Origin of the sequence: Arthrobacter sp. NQ7, from assembly GCF_029581595.2 — a bacterium.
In the GTDB taxonomy this organism is placed as follows: Bacteria; Actinomycetota; Actinomycetes; order Actinomycetales; family Micrococcaceae; genus Arthrobacter; species Arthrobacter phenanthrenivorans_B.
Genome location: NZ_JARFXU020000031.1, coordinates 19956 through 42097 on the forward strand (window position 1 = coordinate 19956; position 22142 = coordinate 42097).

Consider the following 22142-nt stretch of genomic DNA (forward strand, 5'->3'; position numbering starts at 1 on the left):
TTTACGCGGACAGCTCCGTGGCCGTGGCCACGTCGATGTCTGCGGTGGCGATGTGGCGTGCTGCCCGGTGGAGGGCCACTTCGCTGACGGCGCCGGTGTCATCGGTGATGATTTCGGCGGTGACGACGCCGGCGGGTGTCCCGACCCGCAGCAGGCGGGGAGTGCCGGTGCCGGTGGAGGGTGACTGGCCTGCTGCGGTGGCTGCGACGGATGACTGCAGCGAGGATGCCAGGGCAACTGCCACGGCTGAGGTCAGGCCGATGGCAGGGTGGGGTGCGAGCATGGACAGCATCCGCACCCGCACGTCGTGGCTGCCGGCGGTGATGGTTGTTCCGTCCGCGGCGGTGTAGTCGCCGGCAGGCGCCACAACCCCGACTTTCGGGACGGCATTCTGCGGCGGATCCTCAGGCTTCCGCAGCCCCATGATGAGGCCTGCCGATGCCCGTGCTGCGATGAGGGTGGGCAGCTGGGCGGCGAGGTTGTCAGTCATCGAGGAAAGGTCGACGCCGGCCTGGTCGGCTGCGAGGAGCACGGCCGGGGCGCCGGCGTCCACCATCGTTGCGTCCAGCGTCCTGCCGTTGACCTGGAGCTGGTCCACCGTGTTGCCGGTGGGCAGGAGTGCGCCGGTGTTCTGGCCCCAGGGGCCGTGGAAGGACAGGCTGACCGGAACACCGGCGGCGCTGCTGCCGGGAACCCGGGCCAGGCCCGACCTGGGAATCTGGCCGCCGGGAGTGGGGACCGCTCCACTGAGTACCGCGCCGGACGTGGCGTGGCGCATGCGGACCTTGGTCATGCCGTCCCGGGCGGGAACAATGCCCGTCTGGACTGCGAACAGGGCAATGGCGGTGGCGCAGTTGCCGCAGTTGGAACCCAGCTCCACGGTGGGGTCGCCGATCCCCACCTGGGCGAAAAGGTAGTCGAGGTCTGCCCCGGCTCCAGGGGTTGCCCAGATGACTGCAGCCTTGGACGTGGTGGACGTTCCGCCCCCGACGCCGTCCAGCTGCCGCGCGTCCGCTGCGCCGAAAGCGGCTGACAGCAGTGCGGGGATGTCCTCGCGGGTGGGGGCGTGGAGGGCCACGTCCCTGGCATCGAAGAGCCAGCACTTGCTGGTGCCGCCCCGGTACCAATGTCCTTTGAGTCCCACTGTATTTCTCCCTTGTAACGTGCAGGTGCCCTACTTCACAGCGCCTTCGTATTTCTACGATCAGGGATCCTTGCGTTCAGCACAATCGAAAATAAATGGACAACTATCTACTTTTGCTAAACTCAAACCATGGCAATCTTCGACCTCCACCGGCTGCATGTGCTCCGCGAGGTGGGCCGTACGGGGTCACTGACCTCCGCAGCCGCATCCCTCTCCTTCACCACATCAGCGGTCTCACAGCAGATCGCCAAGCTTGAGCAGGAGATGGGCGTGGTCCTCATCGAGCGCCATCCCAGGGGCGTGGTCCTCACCGACGCGGGTCACGCCCTCCTGCAGTATGCGGAGGACATCGACCGGACTGTCGAAGCTGCCCGCGCGGAGATGGGCGAGTTTGCCGGCCTTCGCCGCGGCCAGCTGCGCCTGGGGACCTTCCCTACCGTTGGAGCATCGTTGATGCCGGATGTGGTCCTCGCGTTCCGGGCGCGCCACCCGGAGGTGGCTGTGACGGTGGTCAGTGCCCGCCGGGACGGCCTGCTGGAGCGGCTGCGGCGGCGGGAAACCGAGCTGACGCTTCTCTGGGACTATCCCTGGCAGCAAATCGAGGACCCCGACCTGGCCCTGGTCCGGCTGGCCAACGATCCGACGGTGCTGCTGGTGCCGCGGGAGCACCCGATTGCGAAGCAGGGTACGGTCCGTATCGGCTCCCTGCGGGACCAGGAGTGGGTGGTGCGCGACGAGCACCCCGTGGCCGATGTTCTGCGCCGGGTATGCAGCGATGCGGGGTTTGAGCCGCGGATCGCCTTCGCGGCCAACGACTACCAGGAGACGCAGGGCATGGTGGCAGCGGGTATCGGCATTGCCCTGGCGCCGAAGTTAGCACTGACCGCCCTGCGGCCCGACGTCGTGGCGGTTCCCCTGTCCGGGTCCCCGAAGCGCCGCATCCTCCTTGCCCATTTGGCCAACCGGCGTCTCAGTCCGGCAGCGCAACAGGCCACGAAGGTGTTTCAGTCCGTTGCCAAAAGGCAGGCTTCCTGACCCGGGAACGGTGGGCGTTCCAGGGAGGATCCACTCCATGTCCCGCTGGTACGGTGCCCCCGCTGTCTTTCTGCGTACAACTGTATACAATGGTATGCGAACACGGACAGGAACGAGGAAGCAGTGGCCACCCCCATCCACCAACGTCTCCGGGAAGACGTTCTGGCGAGCGTCTTTGCTCCTGACGAGCCGCTTACGGAGGCTAAGCTCACCGAGCGGTACGGTGCTTCGCGGACGCCTGTCAGGGAGGCCCTCCAGCGGCTGGAACAGGACGGCCTGCTCGAACGGCGCGGCAAGGCAGTTGTGGTCCGCACGCATTCCGCTGAGGAGATCATCGACATCTACGAGTCGCGGATCATCCTCGAACAGGCGGCCGCCGCCAAGGCCGCCATTAAGGCAACATCGCTGGATAAGCGCTCGCTCAACGCCCTCCTGCAGAAAATGCGCTGCCTGGATGTCGAAGACGGGCGGATACTCGCCGACACGAACCGGACCTTCCACACACAGCTGTGGCATGCCACCCACAGCCCCTCGCTCATCAGCCTGCTGGAGCGGCTGGACCAGCAGGTACGCCGGTATTCCTTCACTACACTGACCTACCCCGGCAGGTGGAAGGCAGTGCTGGCGGCCTACACAGAGCTGCTGGCAGCCATAGAGGAGGGCGACGCCGAACGAGCCGGCAATGTGGCAGCGCGGCACATGACGGAGGCCTTGGCCATCAGGTTGAAGATGTATGCCGAGGATCCCCGGACGCTTTAGGCCGCACCAGCGGCCTGGCAGCGTCCCCTAAAAACCCGCCGGCAGATGCTCCTGCGTACTCCATCGCAACAGGTAGCCCGAAAGTCGGGTGCAGGACGTCGGCCGGCGCAAGGGGTGGGGCGGGCTCCCATGAGCCTGCCCCACCTTGCTCTTTACCGCCCGGCGCGCCGGGCCGCCTTGCTGGAATGTACGACGACGACGGCGGGCGGGTGCCGCCGTCGTGCTTTCCGCGGGGGCTGGTTTCCCGTGGGGAAGCTCCGGCCGGACGCACAGCGAGGGCACAGCAACCACCGGTCCGGGGCATAGCCCCATGCGATGTCCTTGGACCATGACTACTTCACGCACCCCCCGCCAGCCCGACGTCGACCAGCCGCATCCCGACCATGACCGGGGGCTGGAGTTCGACTTGAACACCCTGGTCAGCCGCCGGTCCTGGGACTGTTCCTCGGCGCAGGCGGTGCGGTGGCCGCGCTCGCGGCCTGCACGCCCGCCGGAAGCACCGGCTCCACCTCTTCGGCAGCCTCCACGGCCACCGCCGCTGCGCCGTCAGCTGCCGCCACAGCCTCTACCGCTGCCTCTGCCACTCCCACGCTGACGCGGGCCATCGCTGAATGCGGCGTGGAAATCCCGGAGGAAACCGCCGGTCCCTACCCGGGCGATGGCTCGAACGGGCCGAATGTCCTGGAAGCGTCCGGGGTGGTGCGGCGGGACATCACCTCAAGCTTCGGCACGGCCTCGGGAAAAGCCGAGGGCGTTCCGCTGACGTTCACCCTGACCCTCCTGGACAACGCCAATGGCTGCACGCCGCTGGCCGGCGCCGCCGTCTATGCGTGGCACTGCGACCGGGACGGGAAGTACTCGATGTACGACTCGACCCTGAAAAACGAAAACTACCTCCGGGGCGTGCAGGAGGCGGATGCGAACGGGCAGGTCACCTTCACGTCCATCTTCCCGGCCGCATACTCCGGACGGTGGCCGCACATCCACTTCGAGGTGTTCGAATCGATGAACAACGCAACGGCGGCAGGGCAGGTCCTGGCCGTCTCCCAGATCGCGCTGCCGCAGGCTGCCTGCGACGACGTCTACGCCACCCCCGGGTACGAGCGCAGCATCACCAACATGACCCGCACAACGCTCACGTCGGACAACGTGTTCGGCGACGACGGCGGGATCTACCAGCTGGCCACGATGACCGGCTCGGCCGCGGAGGGCTACACGGCGGGGCTGAACGTGACCATTTAGTGGTGCCCGCCGGGCCGGTTGGCGCCAGCAAGATCCGGCCGTTGACCGCGGACACGGGCGTGGGTACTGTGAGTCCACTTATTCAACCCTGCCGCGGAGGCAGCCATGGGCGGCGATTCGAAAAGCAGCACCGACTACGAATTCCTGACCGTCTGGCGTGTGGCCGGAACGCCGCGCGAGGTCGTGGACATCCTGGGTGACGCCGGCACACTGACCCGCTGGTGGCCGTCCGTGTACCTGTCTGTTGATCCGGTGGATCCGGGCAGCCCCGACGGCACCGGGAAGGCCTTTTTCCTCCACACCAAAGGCTGGCTGCCCTACACGCTCACGTGGCAGCTCACCGTCACCGAGCCGGTCACGGAGCACGGTTTCGCGGTCGCCGCCCGCGGCGACCTCAACGGCACCGGCCGCTGGACCTTTGAGCAGGACGGGCCCGAAACAGTGGTCACCTATGACTGGCGGGTCAGTGCGGCGAAACCGCTGCTGCGGCGGCTGAGCTGGCTGCTCAAGCCCGCCTTCGCGGCGAACCACCGCTGGGCAATGGCCCGCGGACAGGAGGCCCTGGCATTGGAACTGCGCCGGCGCCGGCCGGGCGCCGATCCCGCCAGGATTCCGCCGCCCGCGGGGCCGACCTTCGCACGATGGCACCGCCGCTCAGGGACGACCCCGCCACGGGGGTAGCGGCCGAATACTTTCCTACGCCAGGTGCACGGCGTTCCACTCCAGGAGCCGCGGTTCGGCAAGCCCCTCGGTGACGAAGGGGTCGCCGGCGACGAAGCGTTCGGCTTCCTGCCGGGACGTGAAAATACCCATGGAGCTGGCAGCCGGGTCGGGGTCCTGGAAGGCGCCCAGCGCCACGAGTCCGCCGCCGTCGGCGTGAAAGGCCTCGTAATAGGCCTTGTGGCGGGGGAAGGTCTCCATGATCCGGGAGCGATCGACGCCCGCACGCAGGGTGTACAGCACCACACATTCCATGCCGCAGAACTTACCACCCGGTGGCAGCCACGGCAGGCCGGCCTTGCTGAAAAGGTGCGGCGACGGCGGCGGGGTGAGCGCCGGCGTCGCACCTTCCTGCCGGGCTGCTTTCCTCCGGAAGGGTCAGCCTGCAGCTGGCGGTGTGGGGGAGCCCTGCCGTTGCTGCGCGATCCGCTGGATGAACTCGACCGTCTCGCGTTCCGTTTCGGCGCGGGTGGTGGGTTCGTTGTGTACCTCGTGCCGGACGCCGGGGAAGACGCGGGTGCGGACGTCCGTGTGGCCCGAATCCGCCAGGCGGTTTGCCACGTGGTAGGCCCCTTCGCCGTAGTTGGTCACGGGGTCCTGATCGCCGGCGAGGATCAGCACGGAAAGGTTGGCGGGGAGCTGCTTGTACCAGTCGTCGGAGTTGACCTGGTCGTAGAGGTCCACGAAGCCCTGGAGGAAGCGGGCGCTCAGCGGTGCGCCGAAGTTGTTGAAGGGATCCCGGCCGTGGTCGGCGACGACGTCGGCGTCCAGCGCCACCCAGGCGGTGGGGCCGGCACCTTCGCCGAAGCGGCCCAGGAAGCCGTCGAACAACTGGCCCACCAGTTCCTCGGGTGCGGGCTCCGCAGCGCGCTCGCCGGAGGCAAGCCGTGCCAGTTCGGGCCGGTTGACCATCTTTTCGATACCGCGCATCTGGGCGGCGATTCCGCAGAGGACCAGGCCGGACAGCTGGGTCCGGGAGTCCACGGCCATGCCGCGGGCGATCATGGAACCCCAGCTGTGGCCGAACACCACGTAGGGAAGCTGGGGGAGCGCCTCTTTGGCCTTGGCCTGGAGGGTGACCTCATCGGCAACGACCACGCTGGCCGCGTCCTCGCCGGCGTCGCCCCAGGTGCCCTGCTGCATCGCCGTGCGCCCGTGGCCGGAGTGGTCGCCCGCCACCACGATGAAGCCCGCGTCCACCAGGGTGGAGATGAGGTGGAGGTAGCGGCGGGAGTGCTCGCCGAGCCCGTGGATCAGCTGCACGATCGCCTTGGGCTGCCCGATGGGTTCGTAGACCCACGCCTGGATGGTGTCGCGGCCGTTGGCGGACGTGAACTCGATTTCCTGCAGTGACATGTGTTCCTCCTGTGGCGGCGCCTTCGCCTGCCCGTGGTGAGCCTAACGCCTTGGTGGACGGCGCCGTCAAGGTCGTCTTTGCATGCGGCGCCGGGCCGTTGGACATGTTGGTTCATGCTCTGTCCGAGCGCCTAGTCTGAAAACCAGCCACGTCCCCGGATCCTGGAGGAAGCCATGCCGCAGCCCGACCGTCCTTTGCGCAAGCTTGGTTTCCTCACCATTGGGCTGTTTGATCCTCTTAATCCTGCTGCCGGGCATGAGTCGACGCTGCAGATCATCGAGCTGGGGGAGCGGCTGGGGTTCGACAGCGCCTGGCTGCGGCACCGGCACCTGCAGTTCGGGATTTCTTCGCCCGTTGCAGTGATGGCGGCGGCGAGCCAGCGCACGTCCCGGATTGAGCTGGGTACCGCCGTGACGCCGCTGGGCTGGGAGAACCCACTGCGCCTGGCGGAGGACCTGGCCACGGTGGACCTGCTGGCCGGCGGGCGCATCAATCCCGGCTTGAGCGTGGGTGAGCCGATGCAGTACGACACCGTGAAGCATGAGCTGTATCCGGATACGGCCGACGTGGAGGACTTCAGCTATGCCCGGGTGGAGCGGTTTGCGCGACTGGTGGCCGGGGAACCGGTGCGGGAATTCTCGGGCAAGCAAGGGGTGGTGGAGGAATTCTCCAACCGGGTAGAGCCGTTTTCGCCTGGGCTGCGGGACCGGCTTTGGTACGGGGCCGGCAGTACGAAGTCAGCGGTGTGGGCCGGCTCGAACGGATTCAACCTGCTGTCCAGCAGCGTGATCTTCCCCGACAAGGGCCAGGAACCGGACTTTGCCCTGGTCCAGCAGTCGCAGATCCGGGCGTTCCGGGAGGCGGCTGCTTTGGCGGGGCATGCTGGGGCGCGGGTTTCGCAGGGTCTGGTGGTGATCCCGACTGATTCGGCGTCCCCGGCCCAGCGGGAGAAGTACCAGCGGTACGTGGATGAACGCACTCCGCGCACTGCTGCCCCGCAGGGGCCGCGGGGCATGATGTTCGCGGCTGATCTGATCGGTACGAGCGAAGAGATCGCCGAGCAGTTGTACGCGCATGCAGGTTTCCAGGAAGTAGATGAGGTGGCATTCGCCCTTCCCTTCAGCTTCGACCACGAGGACTACGTCCAGATCTTGACAGACATGGCGGGGAAGCTGGGGCCGGCATTGGGGTGGGATGCAACGGGTGGCGACAAGCAGGCGTCGTAGGAGAGGACACCGCGGTCATCGTGTACTGGCCCACGCCTCGCTCGCGATGGACTTTCCAGGGGTCCGACCTGTCAGTTTTGAACCTAAGACTGTTCGACGTATCCGTCCGCAAAGTGCCAGCTGGGCCCTATTCTGACGCAAATCTCACCCCAAGCTGACGTCAGGTTGGGGTGTGCCTGGGGTGGCTCGCGGTCCATGGTTTTTCATGGTTGCGTAGTTAGAAGTTGAACTCTTCGTGATGGAGTTGTCGGCGCGGCAGCCCGGCGTGTGCAAGGGCCGTTGTGGCGGTGGCGGCGAATCGGGGCGAGGCGCAGAGGTAGACGTCTCGGGCTGGTAGGTCCGGGACCATGGCCGACAAGCTTTGGGCGGTGATCGCGTTTCGGGGGTCGGATGAGGGGCCCGTCAGGAAGATGAGTTGTGCTCCGCGGTGCCGGGCGATGTGTTCGAGTTCGTCGCGGAAGAGTATCTCCTCTGCGGAGGAGGCCCGGTATAGCAGGGTCAGTTCGCGTCCGTCGACGGGGAGTGTCTCGAAGAGGGCGCGCATCGGGGTGATGCCGACCCCGCCGGCGATCAGGAGGACTCCCCGGCCTTGACGCCGCTCGTTGGTCATGGCGCCGTAGGGGCCTGCGGCGAGAACTCTTGTCCCTGGTCGCAGGGAGTGGATTAGCCGGGTTCCGTCGCCGACTGCTTTGACGGTTATCCGCAGGAACTGCTGGTGGGGTGGGGCAGAGAGGGAAAAGGGGTGCGATGACCGCCACGTGGCGCCGGTCAGGAATCTCCAGCGGAAAAATTGCCCGGATTCGGGGTTGAGCTCGTTGAGGTGCCGGCCCCGGAGGATGATGCTGACCACCCCGGTGCCCTCATGGACTATGTGATCTACCCGCAGCTGGTGGCGCCATAGCTGGGTGAGCGGGGCCAGAACCCGGTACCGCAGGACCAGTCCCAAGCTGAACGTGTAGAGCAGGCTCCATGCCACCTGAACCAGGGGGAGTCCGGCCAGGTCGGGGCCGGCGAGTTCGTGGGAGAAGGACAGAGCGATCGCTAGGTAGGTGAGCAGGTGAAGGACGTGCCAGGTCTCGTAGCTTAGCCGTCGGCGGGCGCTTTGGGCGGAGATAGCTCCGATGGCGAGAAAGATCAGCGTTCCCACGGTGGCCGCGATAAGTCCCGGCATGGTCAGCACGTCCACGGTTGCGACCCACACCGAGGTGCCTCGGGCCATTGCCCAGGCCGCGGTCGCGGCGACGCCGTGGATGAGAATCAGGCAAACAATGGCTCTGCCGCCCTTGGCGTGCCATCGGGCCAGCCGGTCGGCACCGACTCCCCGTTCCAGGGCAGGGGCGCGGGACATCAGGGCCACCATGACGGTGACGCCGTATCCGGCCAGCAGGCCTGAAGCATGCGCCAACAGGGGCAGGTTGAGCCGCAGCGGCCGGGGGGCGCTGACGCCGGCCAGTAAGGTGACCGCGATGGCCCCGGCCGTGGTCAGCCAGAGCACCACCGCTGGCGTGACCGTCTGGGTGGCTGTCTGCGCGGCCGCACCGGATCGTATGGATCCGTCCCGTTGACGCTCGGCTGATAGGGGCATCGTCTTCCTTCTTCGATGTGGGCAGGTGCCTGCGATCACCTATTTTTTTTGACTGGTATTGCTCAGCGGCCTCCCCTGCCGTGGCCGCGTTGCGGCCCGTTTCTACCGGCCTCAGGGAATGCTTGTTGGTTGGGGGCGGCCAACGCGCTGGAGTTGTTCGTGGTCGCTGCAACAGAAACGGTGGCCGGCTGCACGGGTGAGACGGCTGGGGCGTTCACGCCGAGCTGCACACCCGTGATGACGGCGATACCGATGACAGTGAACGACAATGCGCGTTGGAGCAAGGACCACACCCGGGATTTGTCGGTTGGTTGAGGCCAGGCTGGTTGGCGCATCGGTTGCGTGGGTGCCGGGGTGCTCACAGCCGGTTCCTGCCGGCCGTAACCGGGTACGTGTTTCCCGCGGGTTCGCCGGTTTTGGCCGGTGCTGCCGGGGGTTTGTTCGAGACCTGCCAGGTGGTGCCCAAAACCGCGGTCAAGGCCATGGCGGCGAACGCAGACCCAAGGCCAGGGCGGCCCGTGGTCAGCGGGGCGACGGGGCGGTAGATGATCATCATGGCCCTCCTACGGGCGGACATTCCGGCGACCGCTGTTGGCTCCGGCGGGTTTATTAGGGGACTCAGTGATCCTTTGGCGACCATGCGGAGTCGGCGGTCTCGAACGGCACTGGGTCCCGGGTATCTGGGGACCCCGCGGCGCTGGGTGAAGCGGATCCGGCAGGACCGCGGGTCCAATGGCCAGGGGCGGGGGCTAAATGGTCGTCGGGCGGGCTCCGCAGTGCGGCGCCCGCCCGAGGGAGTGCGACAGGATTAGTGGCCGTGACCGCCCTGACCGCCGGCTTCGGTGGCGGTGATGGTGTAGTTGGCATCAAGCTTGACCGTCGCGTGGGTGCCGTCGGCCTTGGTGATGTGGGCTTCGTACGCGGCGCTGCCGTCATCCTCGGTCGTCATGTTCTCCACGGTCGCGCCGGCGTTGGCTGCCAGCACGGCGTCCTTGACCTTGGTGGCGGTGTCACCGGTGAGATCGGTTTCGGTCCCGTGGTGGCCACCGTGGCCGCCCTTGCCCCCGGCTTCGGTGGCGGTGATGGTGTAGTTGGTGTCGAGCTTGACGGTGGCGTGGGTGCCGTCGGCCTTGGTGATGTGGGCTTCGTACGCGGCGCTGCCGTCACCCTCGGTTTCCATACGGTCGATGGTGGCTCCGGCGTTGGCTGCTAGCACCGCGTCTTTGACCTTCGCGGCAATATCGCCGGTAAGTTCCGTTTCGTTGCCGTGATCGGCGCCGTTGGTCGTTGCTGTTGATGTGGCGGACGGGGACGGAGTGGTGGTGGCGGCGTTGGCGGCGAGTGCGCCGCCGCCCATGAGGGCACCAATCAGAGTTGCACCTGCCGCGATTTTTCGGACGTTGTTCACAGTTTTTCTCCTTGCTGGTTCCACTCCGGCTTTCGAAGCTGTTCTTATCCTGCGAGAGAACCCTGTCGGACTACCTTCGTCCTGCTGTGCACCGGCTGTGACTGTCTGGCCAGGGTCAATGCCCCGCCCTCCACCGATCAGCCCGTCCAACATGCATTAATAGGCGTCACATGAAGCACCTCGGCAATAGCCTCATCTCACCGCGTGAAGTTCCGGCATCTTGCCTAGGCCTCCACCATGGACGAGAGCGCGAAGGTCGTCGAGCTTGCGTTTAACCGCTCGCTCCATGCTCCGGACGAGGGCAATGTCCCCATCACTCGCGAACTGCAACAGCTCCGTGCGAGTTGCGCCCTGGTGGTCTCAGCGCTTTCGGTCCACACTTCAGCATGTCTGTCGTCCTAGTGTGAATTACACGGTGTCAGGTGGGGGTGTACTTCACTCTTATGCGAAAAGGGTCCCGCTTGCACGGCGCGCAAGGACAATCTCGTGAAATCGAAGACACGAAAGTGGGGCACACAGCATTTCTGTGTGCCCCGCTTCGGTTTCTCATCGACGTGTATCGGTCATGGGGAAGCGGGTGCTCAGGCGTGTCGACCCATGGTTTCGGCTTTGAACGTTTCTTCGAACTCTTCGAGGCTCCGTCCGCCGGTCTCGGGAAGGAACTTAATGCTGAAGGTGATGGCTATGAATCCGACGGCGGCGAATAGGAGGAATGTGCCGAATCCAAGTGCTGCTACCAGGGGCGGGAACACCAGGGAAATAGCTGCGTTGGTCAGCCATAGGACCAGGACAGATGCGCCGATCATCAGACCTCGCATGCGTAGGGGGAAGATTTCGGAGATCATCAGCCATGCCAGGGGCCCGATGGTTGCCTGCATCATGGCGATGAAGGCCAGGATGAACACCAGGAGGAGCCATGGGCGGAGCAGGTTGCTTTCGGGCAGCAGGATTCCGACTAGCCCGACTCCGATATGAGCGGTTGTGGTCCCGATGAAGCCCGTGATCATCATTTTGCGGCGGCTGACGCGGTTGATGATGTACAGAGCGACGATCATGGGAACCACGGAGGCTAAGCCGTTGAGGACGTTGAAGCTAAGCGCGGCGTTCCGGTCGAAACCTGCTTGTTCGAGGACTTGGGTGCCGTAATACATCATGGAGTTGATGCCGGTGAGTTGCTGGAAGATGCCGATTCCGAAGCCGATGAACAGAAGCCGTCGGGTCCACCTCGTGGAAAGAACTTCCTTCCACGAGCCGAGCCGCTCCTGTCGTTCCTCTTCAGCTAGTTCCCGAACTTCCGCCATTTCGGCGGCGGAACGTTCAGGGGAGCGCATTGTCCTCAGAACTGCGTAGGCTTCATCTTCGCGCCCTTGGGAAATGAGCCATCGGGGACTTTCGGGCATTCGCAGCATGCCGAAGAAGAGTACGAAGGCGGGCAGGGCCGCTACCGCGAGCATGTAGCGCCATACATCAGCGTGACTGCCCCAGACGTTGCCGATGACGGCGTTGATGAGAAAGGCCAGGAACTGACCCGTTACGATCATCAGTTCGTTTCGGGAGACCAGGCTGCCGCGCTTTTCGAAGGGCGCCACCTCGGCCAGGTAGACGGGGACCGTTACTGATGCTCCGCCCACTGCGAGACCCAGGATGAATCGGAATGCCAGGAGAACATCGAAGCGGAGTGCGAATACGGCGCCAAGGGTTCCTACGAAGAAGAGGACAGCAAGAGCGATGATGAATCCGCGTCGTCCATACCGGTCCGAGATCCGCCCGCCGAGGAAGGCGCCTGCCGCGGCACCGATGAGCAGAACGAAGGTGATGAGCCCTTCTTGCCATGCTGTGATGTCGAAGTAGCTACTCATGAAGGACAGCGCTCCGTTGAGCACGCCGGTGTCGTAGCCAAACAGCAGGCCGCCGAAGGTCGAAATTACAGCTATCATCCCAACGCGTTTGTTATAAGCACCGTGCCCCAAGGCCGGCAGCTGTCTTCTGCGATCTTGGACGGTAGTTTCAAGTTGGGCCATGCCAACGCTCCCTTGCGTTTAGTGGGGAAGAAAAAGACTGAACGGGACTGAAAGTCCCATGATGAAGCGAAGTCCTACACCTGCGGCTCGCCGGCGAGGTGGGACATTATGAGCCAGATAGGGCGTTTGTTCTGCGTTATTGAATGGAAGCAGGAGTCCATGCGGGGCCCCGGCGCTTCCTAGCGGGCGTTGCCGGGAGGTCAGTGCTGGTGCGATGCCGCTAAGCAGAGCGTGGGAGAGTTTCCCACTTGTATTCAATCCAGACGGTATAGCCTTGGGCGCGCTCATAGAGGGCGCGACTTTCCCCTCCATTGGCGGCGATCCACAGGATTCCGTCGTCGGCAGTCACCGCTTCTACAACACCGGAACGGACGACACGCTCTCCCAACCTGACTTGGACGTGCTCGCCCACGACCTGGTACCAGTCGTACTGAAGGTACAGTTTGTCTTTCACCGGCCCTCTTCCTTCCTTTCCCGGCATATCGAAGCCGCAAGCTGCTACCAGGCTCACTCGCGCCCGCCTCGAAGTTTCATAAGGTCCTGTTGTTCACACGCGCGGCCGCTTATGCCCGCCGGGTATGGGCAACTTGCGCGGGGAAGCAGGCCAAAGCCGTCGAGTAGGCGACCTTGAGAGCGTCACGTACGGGAAGCTTCCTGTGCTCATTAGAAAGAATTTCCACACCCCAGGGCCCCTCGTAACCGAGCTCCTGCAGGGTACGAATAAAGCCCGTCACATCCTGGTCGCCTTCCCCACACAACCGCCTGTTATCGCGGGTATCTTCAAACAGCGTTCCCCGGACCTCGTTATCGGCATCATTGAGCTCAACTCCGAAAATCTGGTCCGCGGTTACGCTGGCGGCAAGCTCCTCCAGCGTCGTCCCGGCCCTGTAGACATGCCAATAGTCAACGACCAGCCCACACTCAGGCATAGCCACTAAACGCATCAGGTCGGCAGCTGCGGGTATGGACGAAACCGCCGTGAATGGAATGGGCTCGAGCGCGATCCGGGTGCCTCGTGCCTTCGCTTCTGCAGTCAGCCGCCTGAGCGGATCAACGAACACGTTCAGGTCCGGTGCTGGATCTCCGAAAGCTGTGCCGACTTTGATGAAACGGGCTCCGAGTGTTTCGGCAGCATCAAGGAGCAGATCAAACCTTGGCCGCCAATTGTAGTGAAGGTCCTCGTCCCACCAGTCGCTGAGTAGTTCCACTTCGAGGTACCGGAACCCTGCTTCATCGATGAGTTTGCGCAGCGTGGGAAAACCCATGGTCGCCTTGGCTTCGACCAGGTCGTCGTGTACGAGACCGAACCCGGACCATCCTGTCACTGCCAGGGCTTCAAGCCGGTCGGCGATTGGAACAGGACTGGTTTCAGGTTCCCGCAGAGGGGCAGCATCCCCGGCGCTGGTCCAGCAGGAAGCCACGAGCTCAGGGAAAGTGGCGTCGTTCATCGTTCTCCTTTGAAGCAAATGTGAGGGAGGGGAGGCGCGAATGTGCGCTAGATCATGTAACCACACATCGTTGGAACGGTCCATTGACAATCTTTTGCGGTCGTCATACTGTTGGACCGTTCCACTTTGCGAGGTGGATCACACAACATCCGTTCACATCGAACCTACGGCCTCTTTTCCCGCCATGTTTGCGGCAGCGCGCAGGAGTGCAAAGAGCAGCCGAAATGGCACGAATCAAAGGAGATTTACGTGACGAAGTTCAGTTGGCGCCGGGGCCTTTCAGTCCTGGCCGTCGTTCCGCTGCTGGCATTGGGGGCATGCTCCAGCAACGGTGGTAAGGCCGAGACTTCGGGCGGGGCAGCCGCTGCGGCGGGTCAGGTCGCAAGCACCCCCCACTTGAAGATTGCAATGATCACCCACGCGGAGGCTGGCGACACCTTCTGGGACATCGTCCGCAAGGGCGCAGAGGAAGCGGCGGCGAAGGACAACGTCGAGATCCTCTACACCAACGATTCCGACGCCGGACGCCAGGCGCAGCTTGTACAGCAGGCTATCGACCAGAAGGTCGATGGAATTGCCGTCACCATCGCCAATCCGGGCGCCATGAAGGACGTCATGAAGAAGGCTGCCGACGCGGGCATTCCCCTGGTGAGCTTCAATGCCGGTGGAGATGTGTCCAAGCAGCTCGGTGCGTTCACCCATTTCGGCTCCAACGAGTCACTGGCGGGTGAAGCCGTGGGCAGCAAGCTCGCTGCGGACGGCTACAAGCACCCCATTTGCGTGATCATGGCCCAGGGGCAGGTGCAGCTTGAACAGCGGTGCGCCGGCGTGAAGGAAAAGGTCCCGGCCACGGAAATTCTTTACGTCGACGGCAAGGACATGACTGCCGTTCAGTCCACGGCCACTGCGAAGCTGCAGGCATCAAAGGATGCTGATGTCATCATCGGCCTCGGCGCCCCGTACACGGTCACCATTCTCAAGGCCGTGGCTGATGCGAACAGCTCGATCAAGGTCGCCAGCTTTGACCTCAACCCTGCCCTCGCCCAAGCGATCAACGATGACAAGGTTCTTTTCACTGTGGACCAGCAGCCCTACCTGCAGGGCTACCTGTCTGTCGACGCTATCTGGCAGAACAAGCGGGGCGGCTTCAAGGTCGGTGGCGGCCAGGCCGTCCTGACCGGTCCGACCATCGTCGACAAATCCACCATCGCTGACGTTCTGAAGAACGTCCAGCAGGGCATCCGCTAACCGAAGAGTTCGGGCTGCGCGTCGCGCAGGCGTCGCGCAGCCTCGATCATCAAGGAGTTCACATCCCATGGCTACTACAACTGCCCCGGCACCGATGCCGGCTATTGATGAACGGATCGGACAGCGGAGTGCCCTCCAAAAGCTCCTGACCCGTCCCGAGGTCGGTGCCCTGGTGGGCGCGATCGTACTGTTCGTATTCTTCTCGGTTGTCGCACCCACGTTCCTGCAGCCCAACTCGTTCGCAACCGTGCTGTACGGTTCCTCAACGATCGGCATCATGGCCGTCGGCGTCTCACTGCTCATGATCGGCGGCGAGTTTGACCTCTCTGCCGGCGTGGCAGTCATCTCTTCCGCCCTGACCGCATCCCTCTTTTCATGGTTCTTCTCCACCAACATCTGGGTCGGCGTCCTTCTTGCCCTCCTGACCTCGCTCGCCATCGGATTCGTAAACGGGTGGATCCTGGTCCGGACCAAGCTGCCCAGCTTCATCGTGACCCTCGCGACGTTCCTCATGCTCACCGGCCTGAACCTCGCCCTCACCCGTCTCATCGGCGGCTCCGTCTCCTCCCCGTCCATCGCAACCATGGACGGTTTCACCGCAGCGAAGGCTGTTTTCGCATCATCAGTGACCATCGCCGGGGTTGAAGTAAAAATCACCGTCTTCTACTGGATCGTCCTGGTTCTTATCGCCTCGTGGATCCTCCTGCGCACCCGCGTCGGCAACTGGATCTTCTCCGCAGGCGGCGACGCCAACGCCGCCCGCGCCGTCGGCGTCCCCGTCACCAAGACCAAAATCGGACTGTTCATGGGCGTCGGATTCTGCGGCTGGATCCTGGGCATGCACAACCTGTTCGCCTTCGACGCCGTTCAGTCCGGCGAGGGCGTGGGCAACGAATTCCTCTACATCATCGCTGCCGTGATCGGCGGCTGCCTGCTTACCGGCGGCTACGGATCTGCCATCGGTGGTGCCATCGGCGCCTTCATCTTCGGTATGGCCAACAAAGGCATCGTCTACGCGCAGTGGAACCCGGACTGGTTCAAGTTCTTCCTCGGCCTCATGCTGCTCCTGGCCACGATCGTGAACCTCATCGTCAAGCGCCGAGCAGAAAGCAAATAAGGGGCCGGAACAATGAATGCACAACAAATCGACCAACAGCAGCTCCTGAAGGACGAAAAGGACCCGCTGACACACACCCCCGTTCACCTGCTCTCCCTCGACGGCATCGGCAAGCACTACGGCAATGTCGTGGCCTTGCGGGATGTGACCATGGCGGTGGACAACGGACGCGTCACCTGTGTCCTCGGGGACAACGGCGCTGGAAAGTCCACCCTGATCAAGATCATCGCCGGTCTTCACCAGCACGACCAGGGCATCCTGAAGGTCCAGGGCGCGGAGCGGAAGTTCTCGTCCCCGCGTGATGCTCTCGACGCCGGTATCGCCACCGTGTACCAGGACCTGGCAGTAGTGTCCCTGATGCCTATCTGGCGCAACTTCTTCCTTGGCTCCGAACTCACGACCGGATTCGGCCCCTTCAAACGCCTTGATGTGGCAACGATGAAGGAGATCACCAAGAAGGAACTCGCCGACATGGGCATCGACCTGCGGGACGTGGAACAGCCCATTGGCCAGCTCTCCGGTGGTGAGCGTCAGTGTGTGGCTATTGCCCGCGCCGTCTACTTCGGCGCCAAGGTCCTCATCTTGGACGAACCCACGGCTGCCCTGGGCGTGAAGCAGTCGGGCGTGGTGCTGCGCTACATCCTGCAGGCCCGCGACCGGGGGCTGGGGGTCATCTTCATTACCCACAACCCCCACCACGCGTACCCGGTAGGTGACCGCTTCCTGCTGCTCAAACGCGGCAAGTCCATCGGCTACTACAACAAAAAGGACATCACCCTTGATGAGTTGACGGCCCAAATGGCCGGCGGAGCCGAACTTGCTGAACTTGCCCACGAACTCGAACAGCTCGGCGGCCACGGGGACATCGTCAAGGAAGTCCAGGCCGAAGTAGCCGACGTGGCACAGGACGGCAACAGCCTGCGTCGGCCCCGCTAGGGCGCCACACCGGCCCCGCCCCGCGCATACAGATAAGACCGAATAAATCCGGGAAGCGACCGCCATTCCTCAAAGGAACAGCGAACAGCTTCTCAACCCAGATGGAGCAACCAATGGAAATGTTAGTAGCCGGAAATTGGCGAGGTGCCGCAGACGGCCGGGTCGAGGAAGTCCGCTCGCCATTTGATGGCCGGGTCATCGACACCGTACCGGTGGCGACCGTAGAGGATGCCAAGGCTGCCCTGGACCGTGCGGAAATCGGTGCCCACCTGCAGCGAGTCACCCCCGCACATGCAAGGGTGGATATTCTCCTGCGGGCTGCTGCATTGGCCGACGAACGCGCAGAAGACATCGCCCAGACGATCAGCGCCGAAACCGGGAAGCCCATCACGGAAGCGCGGGGCGAGGCCGGCCGGTCCGGCAACATCATCCGGCTGGCCGCGTACGAAGGCAGCCAGCTGTACGGTTCGACTCTTCCCTTGGACGCCAACGCAGGGACCGGTCTGGATAAGATCGGCTTCACCCTCCGGCAGCCGGTCGGCATTGTCGTGGCGATTACACCTTTCAACTACCCGGCGTTGCTGGTGCTGCACAAGATCGCACCGGCACTGGCCGCCGGCAACTCGGTCGTCCTGAAACCGGCCCGTTCGACCCCGCTGACGGCTTTGAAACTCGCCCAGTGCTTCGTCGACGCGGGTTTGGCCCCCGAGGCCCTCTCCGTCCTGACGGGTCCGGGCAGCAGTCTCGGCGACGTGCTGGTCACCGACCCCCGCGTCCGGAAGGTTTCCTTCACCGGGTCCACCGCCACCGGGACACGGATCAGCTCGATCGCCGGCGTCAAGAAACTTTCCCTGGAGCTTGGCGCGTCTTGCCCGGTGATCATCCTGCCCGACGCCGACCTCGAGCTGGCGGCGTCGGCCGTCGCTGCAGGCGGTTACATCAACGCCGGACAGGTCTGCATCTCCGTGCAGCGGGTCATCGTTGACAAGCGGGTTGAAACGGACTTCCTGGATGCGCTCGTCCCCAAGGTGGAAGCCATCGCCGTGGGAAACCCCAAGGAAGAGGACACGCGCCTTGGCTCGCTGATCTCCGAAGCAGAGGCTACGCGCGTGCAGGCATCTATCACCGAAGCCCGCCATGCAGGAGCCAAGGTTCTCACCGGTGGTGACCGTGACGGAGCAGTGGTGACTCCTGCCGTCGTGGCAGGGGTCGACCCCCGGTCAAACCTGAGCCGGAACGAGCTGTTCGGACCCGCCGTCGCAGTTTCCTCCGCCCAGGACATCGAATCTGCCATCGCCTTGGCCAACGACAACGACTACGGCCTCGGCGCGGGCATCTTCACCAACGATGTCGCCGGAACAATCCAGGCCATGCGCCAGATCGACGCGGGCAACATCCACATCAACTGGTCCCCGCTATGGCGCGCCGACCTGATGCCATACGGCGGGCTCAAAGGCAGCGGAATCGGCAAAGAAGGCGTCCGATCCGCTGTCCAGGAAATGACCGAGGAAAAGACGGTCGTTCTCCACGGGCGTCCCTGGTAGACCACTCACTCTGGAATAAGGCAATGACTAACACCGAAACCATCCGACTCACCACGGCCCAGGCCCTGATCAAGTACCTGTCCGTCCAGCACTCCGTCACTGACGGCGTCCGCCGCCGCCTCGTCCCCGCAGCACTGGGAATCTTCGGCCACGGCAACGTTGCCGGACTCAGCCAGGCCTTCGACGAGATGTCCGAGGACATGCCCTTCATCCAGGGCCGCCACGAGCAGTACATGGCCCACATCTCCACCGCATACGGCAAGGCAACCCGCCGCCAGTCAATCTTGGCCGTCACCGCATCCATCGGCCCCGGGGCCCTGAACCTCGTCACGGCCGCGGGTCTGGCAACGGTGAACCGTCTGCCGCTGCTGCTGCTGCCCGGTGACACCTACGCCACCCGCCATCAGGGACCGGTCCTGCAGCAGCTGGAACACCCCACTGAAGCCGACGCCACGGTCAACGACGCGTTCCGCCCGGTCTCCCGGTTCTTTGACCGCATCACCCGGCCCGAGCAGCTTCTGACAGCATTGCCGCAGGCCATGCGGGTGCTGACCAGCCCCACCGACACCGGCGCAGTCGTCATCTCACTGCCCCAGGACGTCCAGTCCCACGCCTACGACTTCCCGGCTGCCTTCTTTGAGCCACGGGACTGGAAAATCCGCCGGCCCCTGCCCGACCCCGCAGAAATCGAAGAAGTCGCTGCACTCATCCGCGCCGCCAAGAAGCCGGTCATCATTGCAGGTGGCGGCATCCATTACTCCGACGCCCACGCTGCCCTCGAGGGGCTCGCTGGCCAGGCCGGCATCCCGGTTGTCGAAACCTTCGGCGGCAAGGGCGCAGTCACCAAGGACGAGTGGTGGCAGGTCGGAGGCGTCGGACTGGAAGGAAACTTCGCTTCCAACACCCTGGTCAAGCAAGCCGACCTGGTCCTCAGTGTCGGCACCCGCCTGACCGACTTCGCCACCGGCTCCCAGTCCATCTTCGAAAACCCGGATGTCCGCTTCGCTGCACTGAACATTGTCGACGCCGACACCCGCAAGCAGGGCGCCACGGGCATCCTGGCCGACGCCCGCCTCGGCCTTGAAGCCCTGGCACAGGCGCTGGAGGGACACACCACGAGCGAAGCCTGGCAGGAAACCGTCCACACCGAAAAGGCCAAATGGGCTCCCATCCGGGAGCAGTGGCTCGATGCTGATACTGCGTACAACCCGGAAGAGCACCCGCACGCCCCCGTCACCGAGGCCGTTCTCACCCAGCCCCAGCTGATCGGTCTCATGCAGGAACACGCCCGCTCGGGCGACACGATCATTGCCGCTGCAGGTGGCCCCCCGGGCGACCTGCAGAAGGTTTGGGACGCGACCGGGAACCGCAACTGCCACCTGGAATTCGGGTTCTCCTGCATGGGATACGAAATCGCCGCCGGGATGGGCGTACGGCTGGCCGAAGGCAACAACGACAACCGCGTCGTGACCTTCATTGGCGACGGAACATTCCTGATGGCGCCCACGGAGATCCTCACGGCAGCACAGGAAGGCCTGAACGTCACCGTCATTGTTTCTGAAAACCACGGCTATCAGGTCATCCACCGGCTCCAGATGAACCGTGTGGGACAGGAGTTCGGTAACGAATTCCGCTACCGCACCACTCCCGGCAGTGTCGCAGCAGCCGACGATTCGCCCAAGGCCCGCCTTGAGGGCGACTACCTCAAAGTTGACCTGCGGCAGATCGCGGAAGGCCTCGGCGCCCTTGCCATCAGGGCAACGACAGCCGGCGAAGTCCGCGAAGCACTCGCCTCGACCCGCGAGGCCGAAGGACCGGTCGTGATCGTGGTCCCGACGGTTCCCCACGTTGACCTGCCCGGCGGTGACGTCTGGTGGGACGTGGCCCCGGCCGAAGTCTCCGAGCAGGAATGGGTGCAGAACCTGCGCGCAGACTACGAGCAGGCCCGGGAACGCCAGCGGTGGTTCGGATGAGCAGGAGTCCCTTGGACGCAGGCCAGCTCCGTCGTCGTCTGGCTGCCGGCGAAGTAACCGTCGGCACCTTCGTTGGCCTCTCCTCAGCCACAGCCGCCGAGGTATGCGCGGCATCGGGTGCCGACTGGGTCCTGATCGACCTGGAACACGGTTCAGGGGGCGAGGACGCCGTCCGCGATGGCGTCCTCGCCGCGGGAAGCTACGGTGTCCCCACCGTCGTCCGCGTCGAGTCCGCGGACCGGATCCGCATCGGCCGGGTCCTGGACCTGGGCGCCGCGGGCATCATGGTGCCGCGCCTGGACACTGTTGAACAGGCCAAAACATCCGTACGGCACATGCTCTACCCGCCCCAGGGGGACCGCGGTGTCGCGACCTACAACCGCGCGTGCCGCTGGGGCATGGACCGGCGTCCGCTCACTGAAACTACCCAGGAAACCCTCGGAGTCATCCAGATCGAAACCCTCGATGCACTGAATGCGGTGGAGGACATCGCGGCACAGGACGGAGTGGATGTCCTCTTCGTCGGCCCGCTGGACCTCTCCTACGCACTGGGCGTACCGCTGCAACTCGACAGCGTTGTTTTCCAGGAAGCCCTCGCCCGTGTCGTCGCGGCCGCATCGGAGCACAACAAGGCGGCAGGCATCCTCGCAGTCGACGGCATGGGCGCGGCTAAGTACGTCCGTCAGGGCTTCCGCTTCGTTGCAGTCGGGTCTGACTCAACGATCATGGCAGCTGCTCTCCGCGACGCCTTCGACACCGCCCGAAACTGACCACCACCAAAAGAAAGAAAATCACCGTGAGCATTGAATCTCGCACCGTCGGCGTCGGCCTCATCAGCGTCGGCTGGATGGGAAAGCTGCACTCCCGCGCATACCAGTCCGTGCCCTACGTCTACCCTGAGCTGGGCATCACGACCAAGCTCGTCATCGCCGCCGACACCGAACCCAGCCGGGTTAAGTTCGCCCAGGACGTCCTCGGGTACGCCGAAGGTACGACCGATTACAACGACGTTCTCAATCACCCGGACGTCGACGTCGTTTCGATCTGTGCACCGAACTTCCTGCACGCCGAAATCGGGATCGCAGCCGCTAAGGCCGGGAAGCACTTCTGGATCGAAAAGCCCGTCGGCCGCGGTTACGAAGAGACAGCTGCGGTGCAGGAAGCAGCCGTTGACGCCGGAGTCATCACCTCGATCGGCTACAACTACCGGCACGCACCGGCCGTTGAGCACGCACGTGAACTGATCGCCGATGGGCGACTGGGCCGGATCACCAACGTCCGGGCCGTATTTTTCTCGGGCTACGCCTCCGAGCCCAACGGTGCGCTTTCATGGCGCTTCAACCGCAAACTCGCCGGCACGGGTGTCCTCGCGGATTTGT

At 64.3% G+C, this 22142-nt stretch carries 20 protein-coding genes and 1 pseudogene; 12 read left to right on the top strand and 9 right to left on the bottom strand.

All coding sequences use genetic code 11. The features are described from left to right. Position 1: 1 nt before the first annotated feature. Positions 2-1144 carry a PrpF domain-containing protein gene (locus PUN71_RS21045; protein ID WP_277799971.1) on the bottom strand — a complete coding sequence of 381 codons (1143 nt, stop codon included), beginning with the start codon at positions 1142-1144 and terminating at the stop codon, positions 2-4. A gap of 129 nt (positions 1145-1273) precedes the next feature. Here PUN71_RS21045 and PUN71_RS21050 point away from each other — a divergent pair, with 129 nt between their 5' ends. The 4 genes and pseudogenes from PUN71_RS21050 (at position 1274) to PUN71_RS21065 (ending at position 4861) form a co-directional block, all read left to right on the top strand. Further along, complete coding sequence (locus PUN71_RS21050; protein ID WP_277799972.1) at positions 1274-2179, top strand: LysR family transcriptional regulator; 906 nt, start codon at positions 1274-1276, stop codon at positions 2177-2179. A 123-nt stretch (positions 2180-2302) separates the two neighbouring features. Then, positions 2303-2938 carry a GntR family transcriptional regulator gene (locus PUN71_RS21055; RefSeq protein ID WP_277799973.1) on the top strand — a complete coding sequence of 212 codons (636 nt, stop codon included), beginning with the start codon at positions 2303-2305 and terminating at the stop codon, positions 2936-2938. Positions 2939-3266: 328 nt separating this feature from the next. Continuing rightward, positions 3267-4180, top strand: a pseudogene (locus PUN71_RS21060) (intradiol ring-cleavage dioxygenase). A 105-nt stretch (positions 4181-4285) separates the two neighbouring features. After that, a complete protein-coding gene (locus PUN71_RS21065; RefSeq protein ID WP_277799974.1) occupies positions 4286-4861 on the top strand; it encodes an SRPBCC family protein in 576 nt (191 codons plus the stop codon). A gap of 15 nt (positions 4862-4876) precedes the next feature. Here the strand turns inward: PUN71_RS21065 and PUN71_RS21070 are convergent, their stop codons facing one another. Both PUN71_RS21070 and PUN71_RS21075 read right to left on the bottom strand, forming a co-directional pair. Then, entirely contained in the window at positions 4877-5143 is a 267-nt protein-coding gene (locus tag PUN71_RS21070) for a YciI family protein (RefSeq protein ID WP_277799975.1), read from the bottom strand. 135 nt (positions 5144-5278) lie between these two features. Then, the gene (locus PUN71_RS21075; RefSeq protein ID WP_277799976.1) at positions 5279-6256 is read right to left on the bottom strand and encodes an alpha/beta fold hydrolase; all 978 of its coding nucleotides are present in this window, start codon (positions 6254-6256) and stop codon (positions 5279-5281) included. A 174-nt stretch (positions 6257-6430) separates the two neighbouring features. Between PUN71_RS21075 and PUN71_RS21080 the strand changes: the two genes are divergently transcribed. After that, positions 6431-7483, top strand: a complete 1053-nt coding sequence (locus tag PUN71_RS21080; protein ID WP_277799977.1) for an LLM class flavin-dependent oxidoreductase — start codon at positions 6431-6433, stop codon at positions 7481-7483. A 217-nt stretch (positions 7484-7700) separates the two neighbouring features. Here the strand turns inward: PUN71_RS21080 and PUN71_RS21085 are convergent, their stop codons facing one another. The 6 genes from PUN71_RS21085 to PUN71_RS21110 form a co-directional block, all read right to left on the bottom strand. After that, positions 7701-9068: a ferredoxin reductase family protein gene (locus PUN71_RS21085; RefSeq protein WP_277799978.1), complete on the bottom strand. Its 1368-nt coding sequence runs from the start codon at positions 9066-9068 to the stop codon at positions 7701-7703. A 358-nt stretch (positions 9069-9426) separates the two neighbouring features. Then, positions 9427-9624: a hypothetical protein gene (locus PUN71_RS21090; protein WP_277799979.1), complete on the bottom strand. Its 198-nt coding sequence runs from the start codon at positions 9622-9624 to the stop codon at positions 9427-9429. Between the two features lie 252 nt (positions 9625-9876). Beyond that, on the bottom strand, positions 9877-10476 hold the full coding sequence (locus PUN71_RS21095) for a PepSY domain-containing protein (protein ID WP_277799980.1): 600 nt from the start codon (positions 10474-10476) through the stop codon (positions 9877-9879). 581 nt (positions 10477-11057) lie between these two features. Beyond that, positions 11058-12497 carry a sugar porter family MFS transporter gene (locus PUN71_RS21100; RefSeq protein WP_277799981.1) on the bottom strand — a complete coding sequence of 480 codons (1440 nt, stop codon included), beginning with the start codon at positions 12495-12497 and terminating at the stop codon, positions 11058-11060. 220 nt (positions 12498-12717) lie between these two features. After that, positions 12718-13008, bottom strand: coding sequence for a hypothetical protein (locus tag PUN71_RS21105; RefSeq protein WP_277799982.1), 291 nt, complete (start codon positions 13006-13008; stop codon positions 12718-12720). Positions 13009-13060: 52 nt separating this feature from the next. Continuing rightward, a complete protein-coding gene (locus PUN71_RS21110) occupies positions 13061-13945 on the bottom strand; it encodes a sugar phosphate isomerase/epimerase family protein (protein ID WP_277799983.1) in 885 nt (294 codons plus the stop codon). A 249-nt stretch (positions 13946-14194) separates the two neighbouring features. Here PUN71_RS21110 and PUN71_RS21115 point away from each other — a divergent pair, with 249 nt between their 5' ends. From PUN71_RS21115 to PUN71_RS21145, 7 genes are all read left to right on the top strand, one after another. Further along, on the top strand, positions 14195-15193 hold the full coding sequence (locus tag PUN71_RS21115) for a substrate-binding domain-containing protein (RefSeq protein ID WP_277799984.1): 999 nt from the start codon (positions 14195-14197) through the stop codon (positions 15191-15193). Between the two features lie 67 nt (positions 15194-15260). Next, positions 15261-16310 (top strand): ABC transporter permease, encoded by a 1050-nt coding sequence (locus PUN71_RS21120; protein ID WP_277799985.1) that lies wholly within the window; start codon positions 15261-15263, stop codon positions 16308-16310. Between the two features lie 12 nt (positions 16311-16322). Continuing rightward, the gene (locus PUN71_RS21125; RefSeq protein ID WP_277799986.1) at positions 16323-17246 is read left to right on the top strand and encodes an ATP-binding cassette domain-containing protein; all 924 of its coding nucleotides are present in this window, start codon (positions 16323-16325) and stop codon (positions 17244-17246) included. A 113-nt stretch (positions 17247-17359) separates the two neighbouring features. After that, positions 17360-18790, top strand: a complete 1431-nt coding sequence (locus PUN71_RS21130) for an aldehyde dehydrogenase family protein (protein ID WP_277799987.1) — start codon at positions 17360-17362, stop codon at positions 18788-18790. Positions 18791-18813: 23 nt separating this feature from the next. After that, positions 18814-20763, top strand: coding sequence for a 3D-(3,5/4)-trihydroxycyclohexane-1,2-dione acylhydrolase (decyclizing) (gene iolD, locus PUN71_RS21135; RefSeq protein WP_277799988.1), 1950 nt, complete (start codon positions 18814-18816; stop codon positions 20761-20763). A gap of 11 nt (positions 20764-20774) precedes the next feature. Next, positions 20775-21533: an HpcH/HpaI aldolase family protein gene (locus tag PUN71_RS21140; RefSeq protein ID WP_277799989.1), complete on the top strand. Its 759-nt coding sequence runs from the start codon at positions 20775-20777 to the stop codon at positions 21531-21533. A 26-nt stretch (positions 21534-21559) separates the two neighbouring features. Then, positions 21560-22142: Gfo/Idh/MocA family protein (locus PUN71_RS21145; protein ID WP_277799990.1), on the top strand; the 583-nt coding region annotated here is incomplete at its 3' end.

Coding starts and splice junctions, on each gene's coding strand:
- PUN71_RS21050 (WP_277799972.1), top strand. CDS start 1,274: ATGGCAATCTTCGACCTCCACCGGCTGCATGTGCTCCGCGAGGTGGGC.
- PUN71_RS21065 (WP_277799974.1), top strand. CDS start 4,286: ATGGGCGGCGATTCGAAAAGCAGCACCGACTACGAATTCCTGACCGTC.
- PUN71_RS21075 (WP_277799976.1), bottom strand. CDS start 6,256: ATGTCACTGCAGGAAATCGAGTTCACGTCCGCCAACGGCCGCGACACC.
- PUN71_RS21080 (WP_277799977.1), top strand. CDS start 6,431: ATGCCGCAGCCCGACCGTCCTTTGCGCAAGCTTGGTTTCCTCACCATT.
- PUN71_RS21085 (WP_277799978.1), bottom strand. CDS start 9,068: ATGCCCCTATCAGCCGAGCGTCAACGGGACGGATCCATACGATCCGGT.
- PUN71_RS21090 (WP_277799979.1), bottom strand. CDS start 9,624: ATGATGATCATCTACCGCCCCGTCGCCCCGCTGACCACGGGCCGCCCT.
- PUN71_RS21100 (WP_277799981.1), bottom strand. CDS start 12,497: ATGGCCCAACTTGAAACTACCGTCCAAGATCGCAGAAGACAGCTGCCG.
- PUN71_RS21110 (WP_277799983.1), bottom strand. CDS start 13,945: ATGAACGACGCCACTTTCCCTGAGCTCGTGGCTTCCTGCTGGACCAGC.
- PUN71_RS21120 (WP_277799985.1), top strand. CDS start 15,261: ATGGCTACTACAACTGCCCCGGCACCGATGCCGGCTATTGATGAACGG.
- PUN71_RS21125 (WP_277799986.1), top strand. CDS start 16,323: ATGAATGCACAACAAATCGACCAACAGCAGCTCCTGAAGGACGAAAAG.
- PUN71_RS21130 (WP_277799987.1), top strand. CDS start 17,360: ATGGAAATGTTAGTAGCCGGAAATTGGCGAGGTGCCGCAGACGGCCGG.
- iolD (WP_277799988.1), top strand. CDS start 18,814: ATGACTAACACCGAAACCATCCGACTCACCACGGCCCAGGCCCTGATC.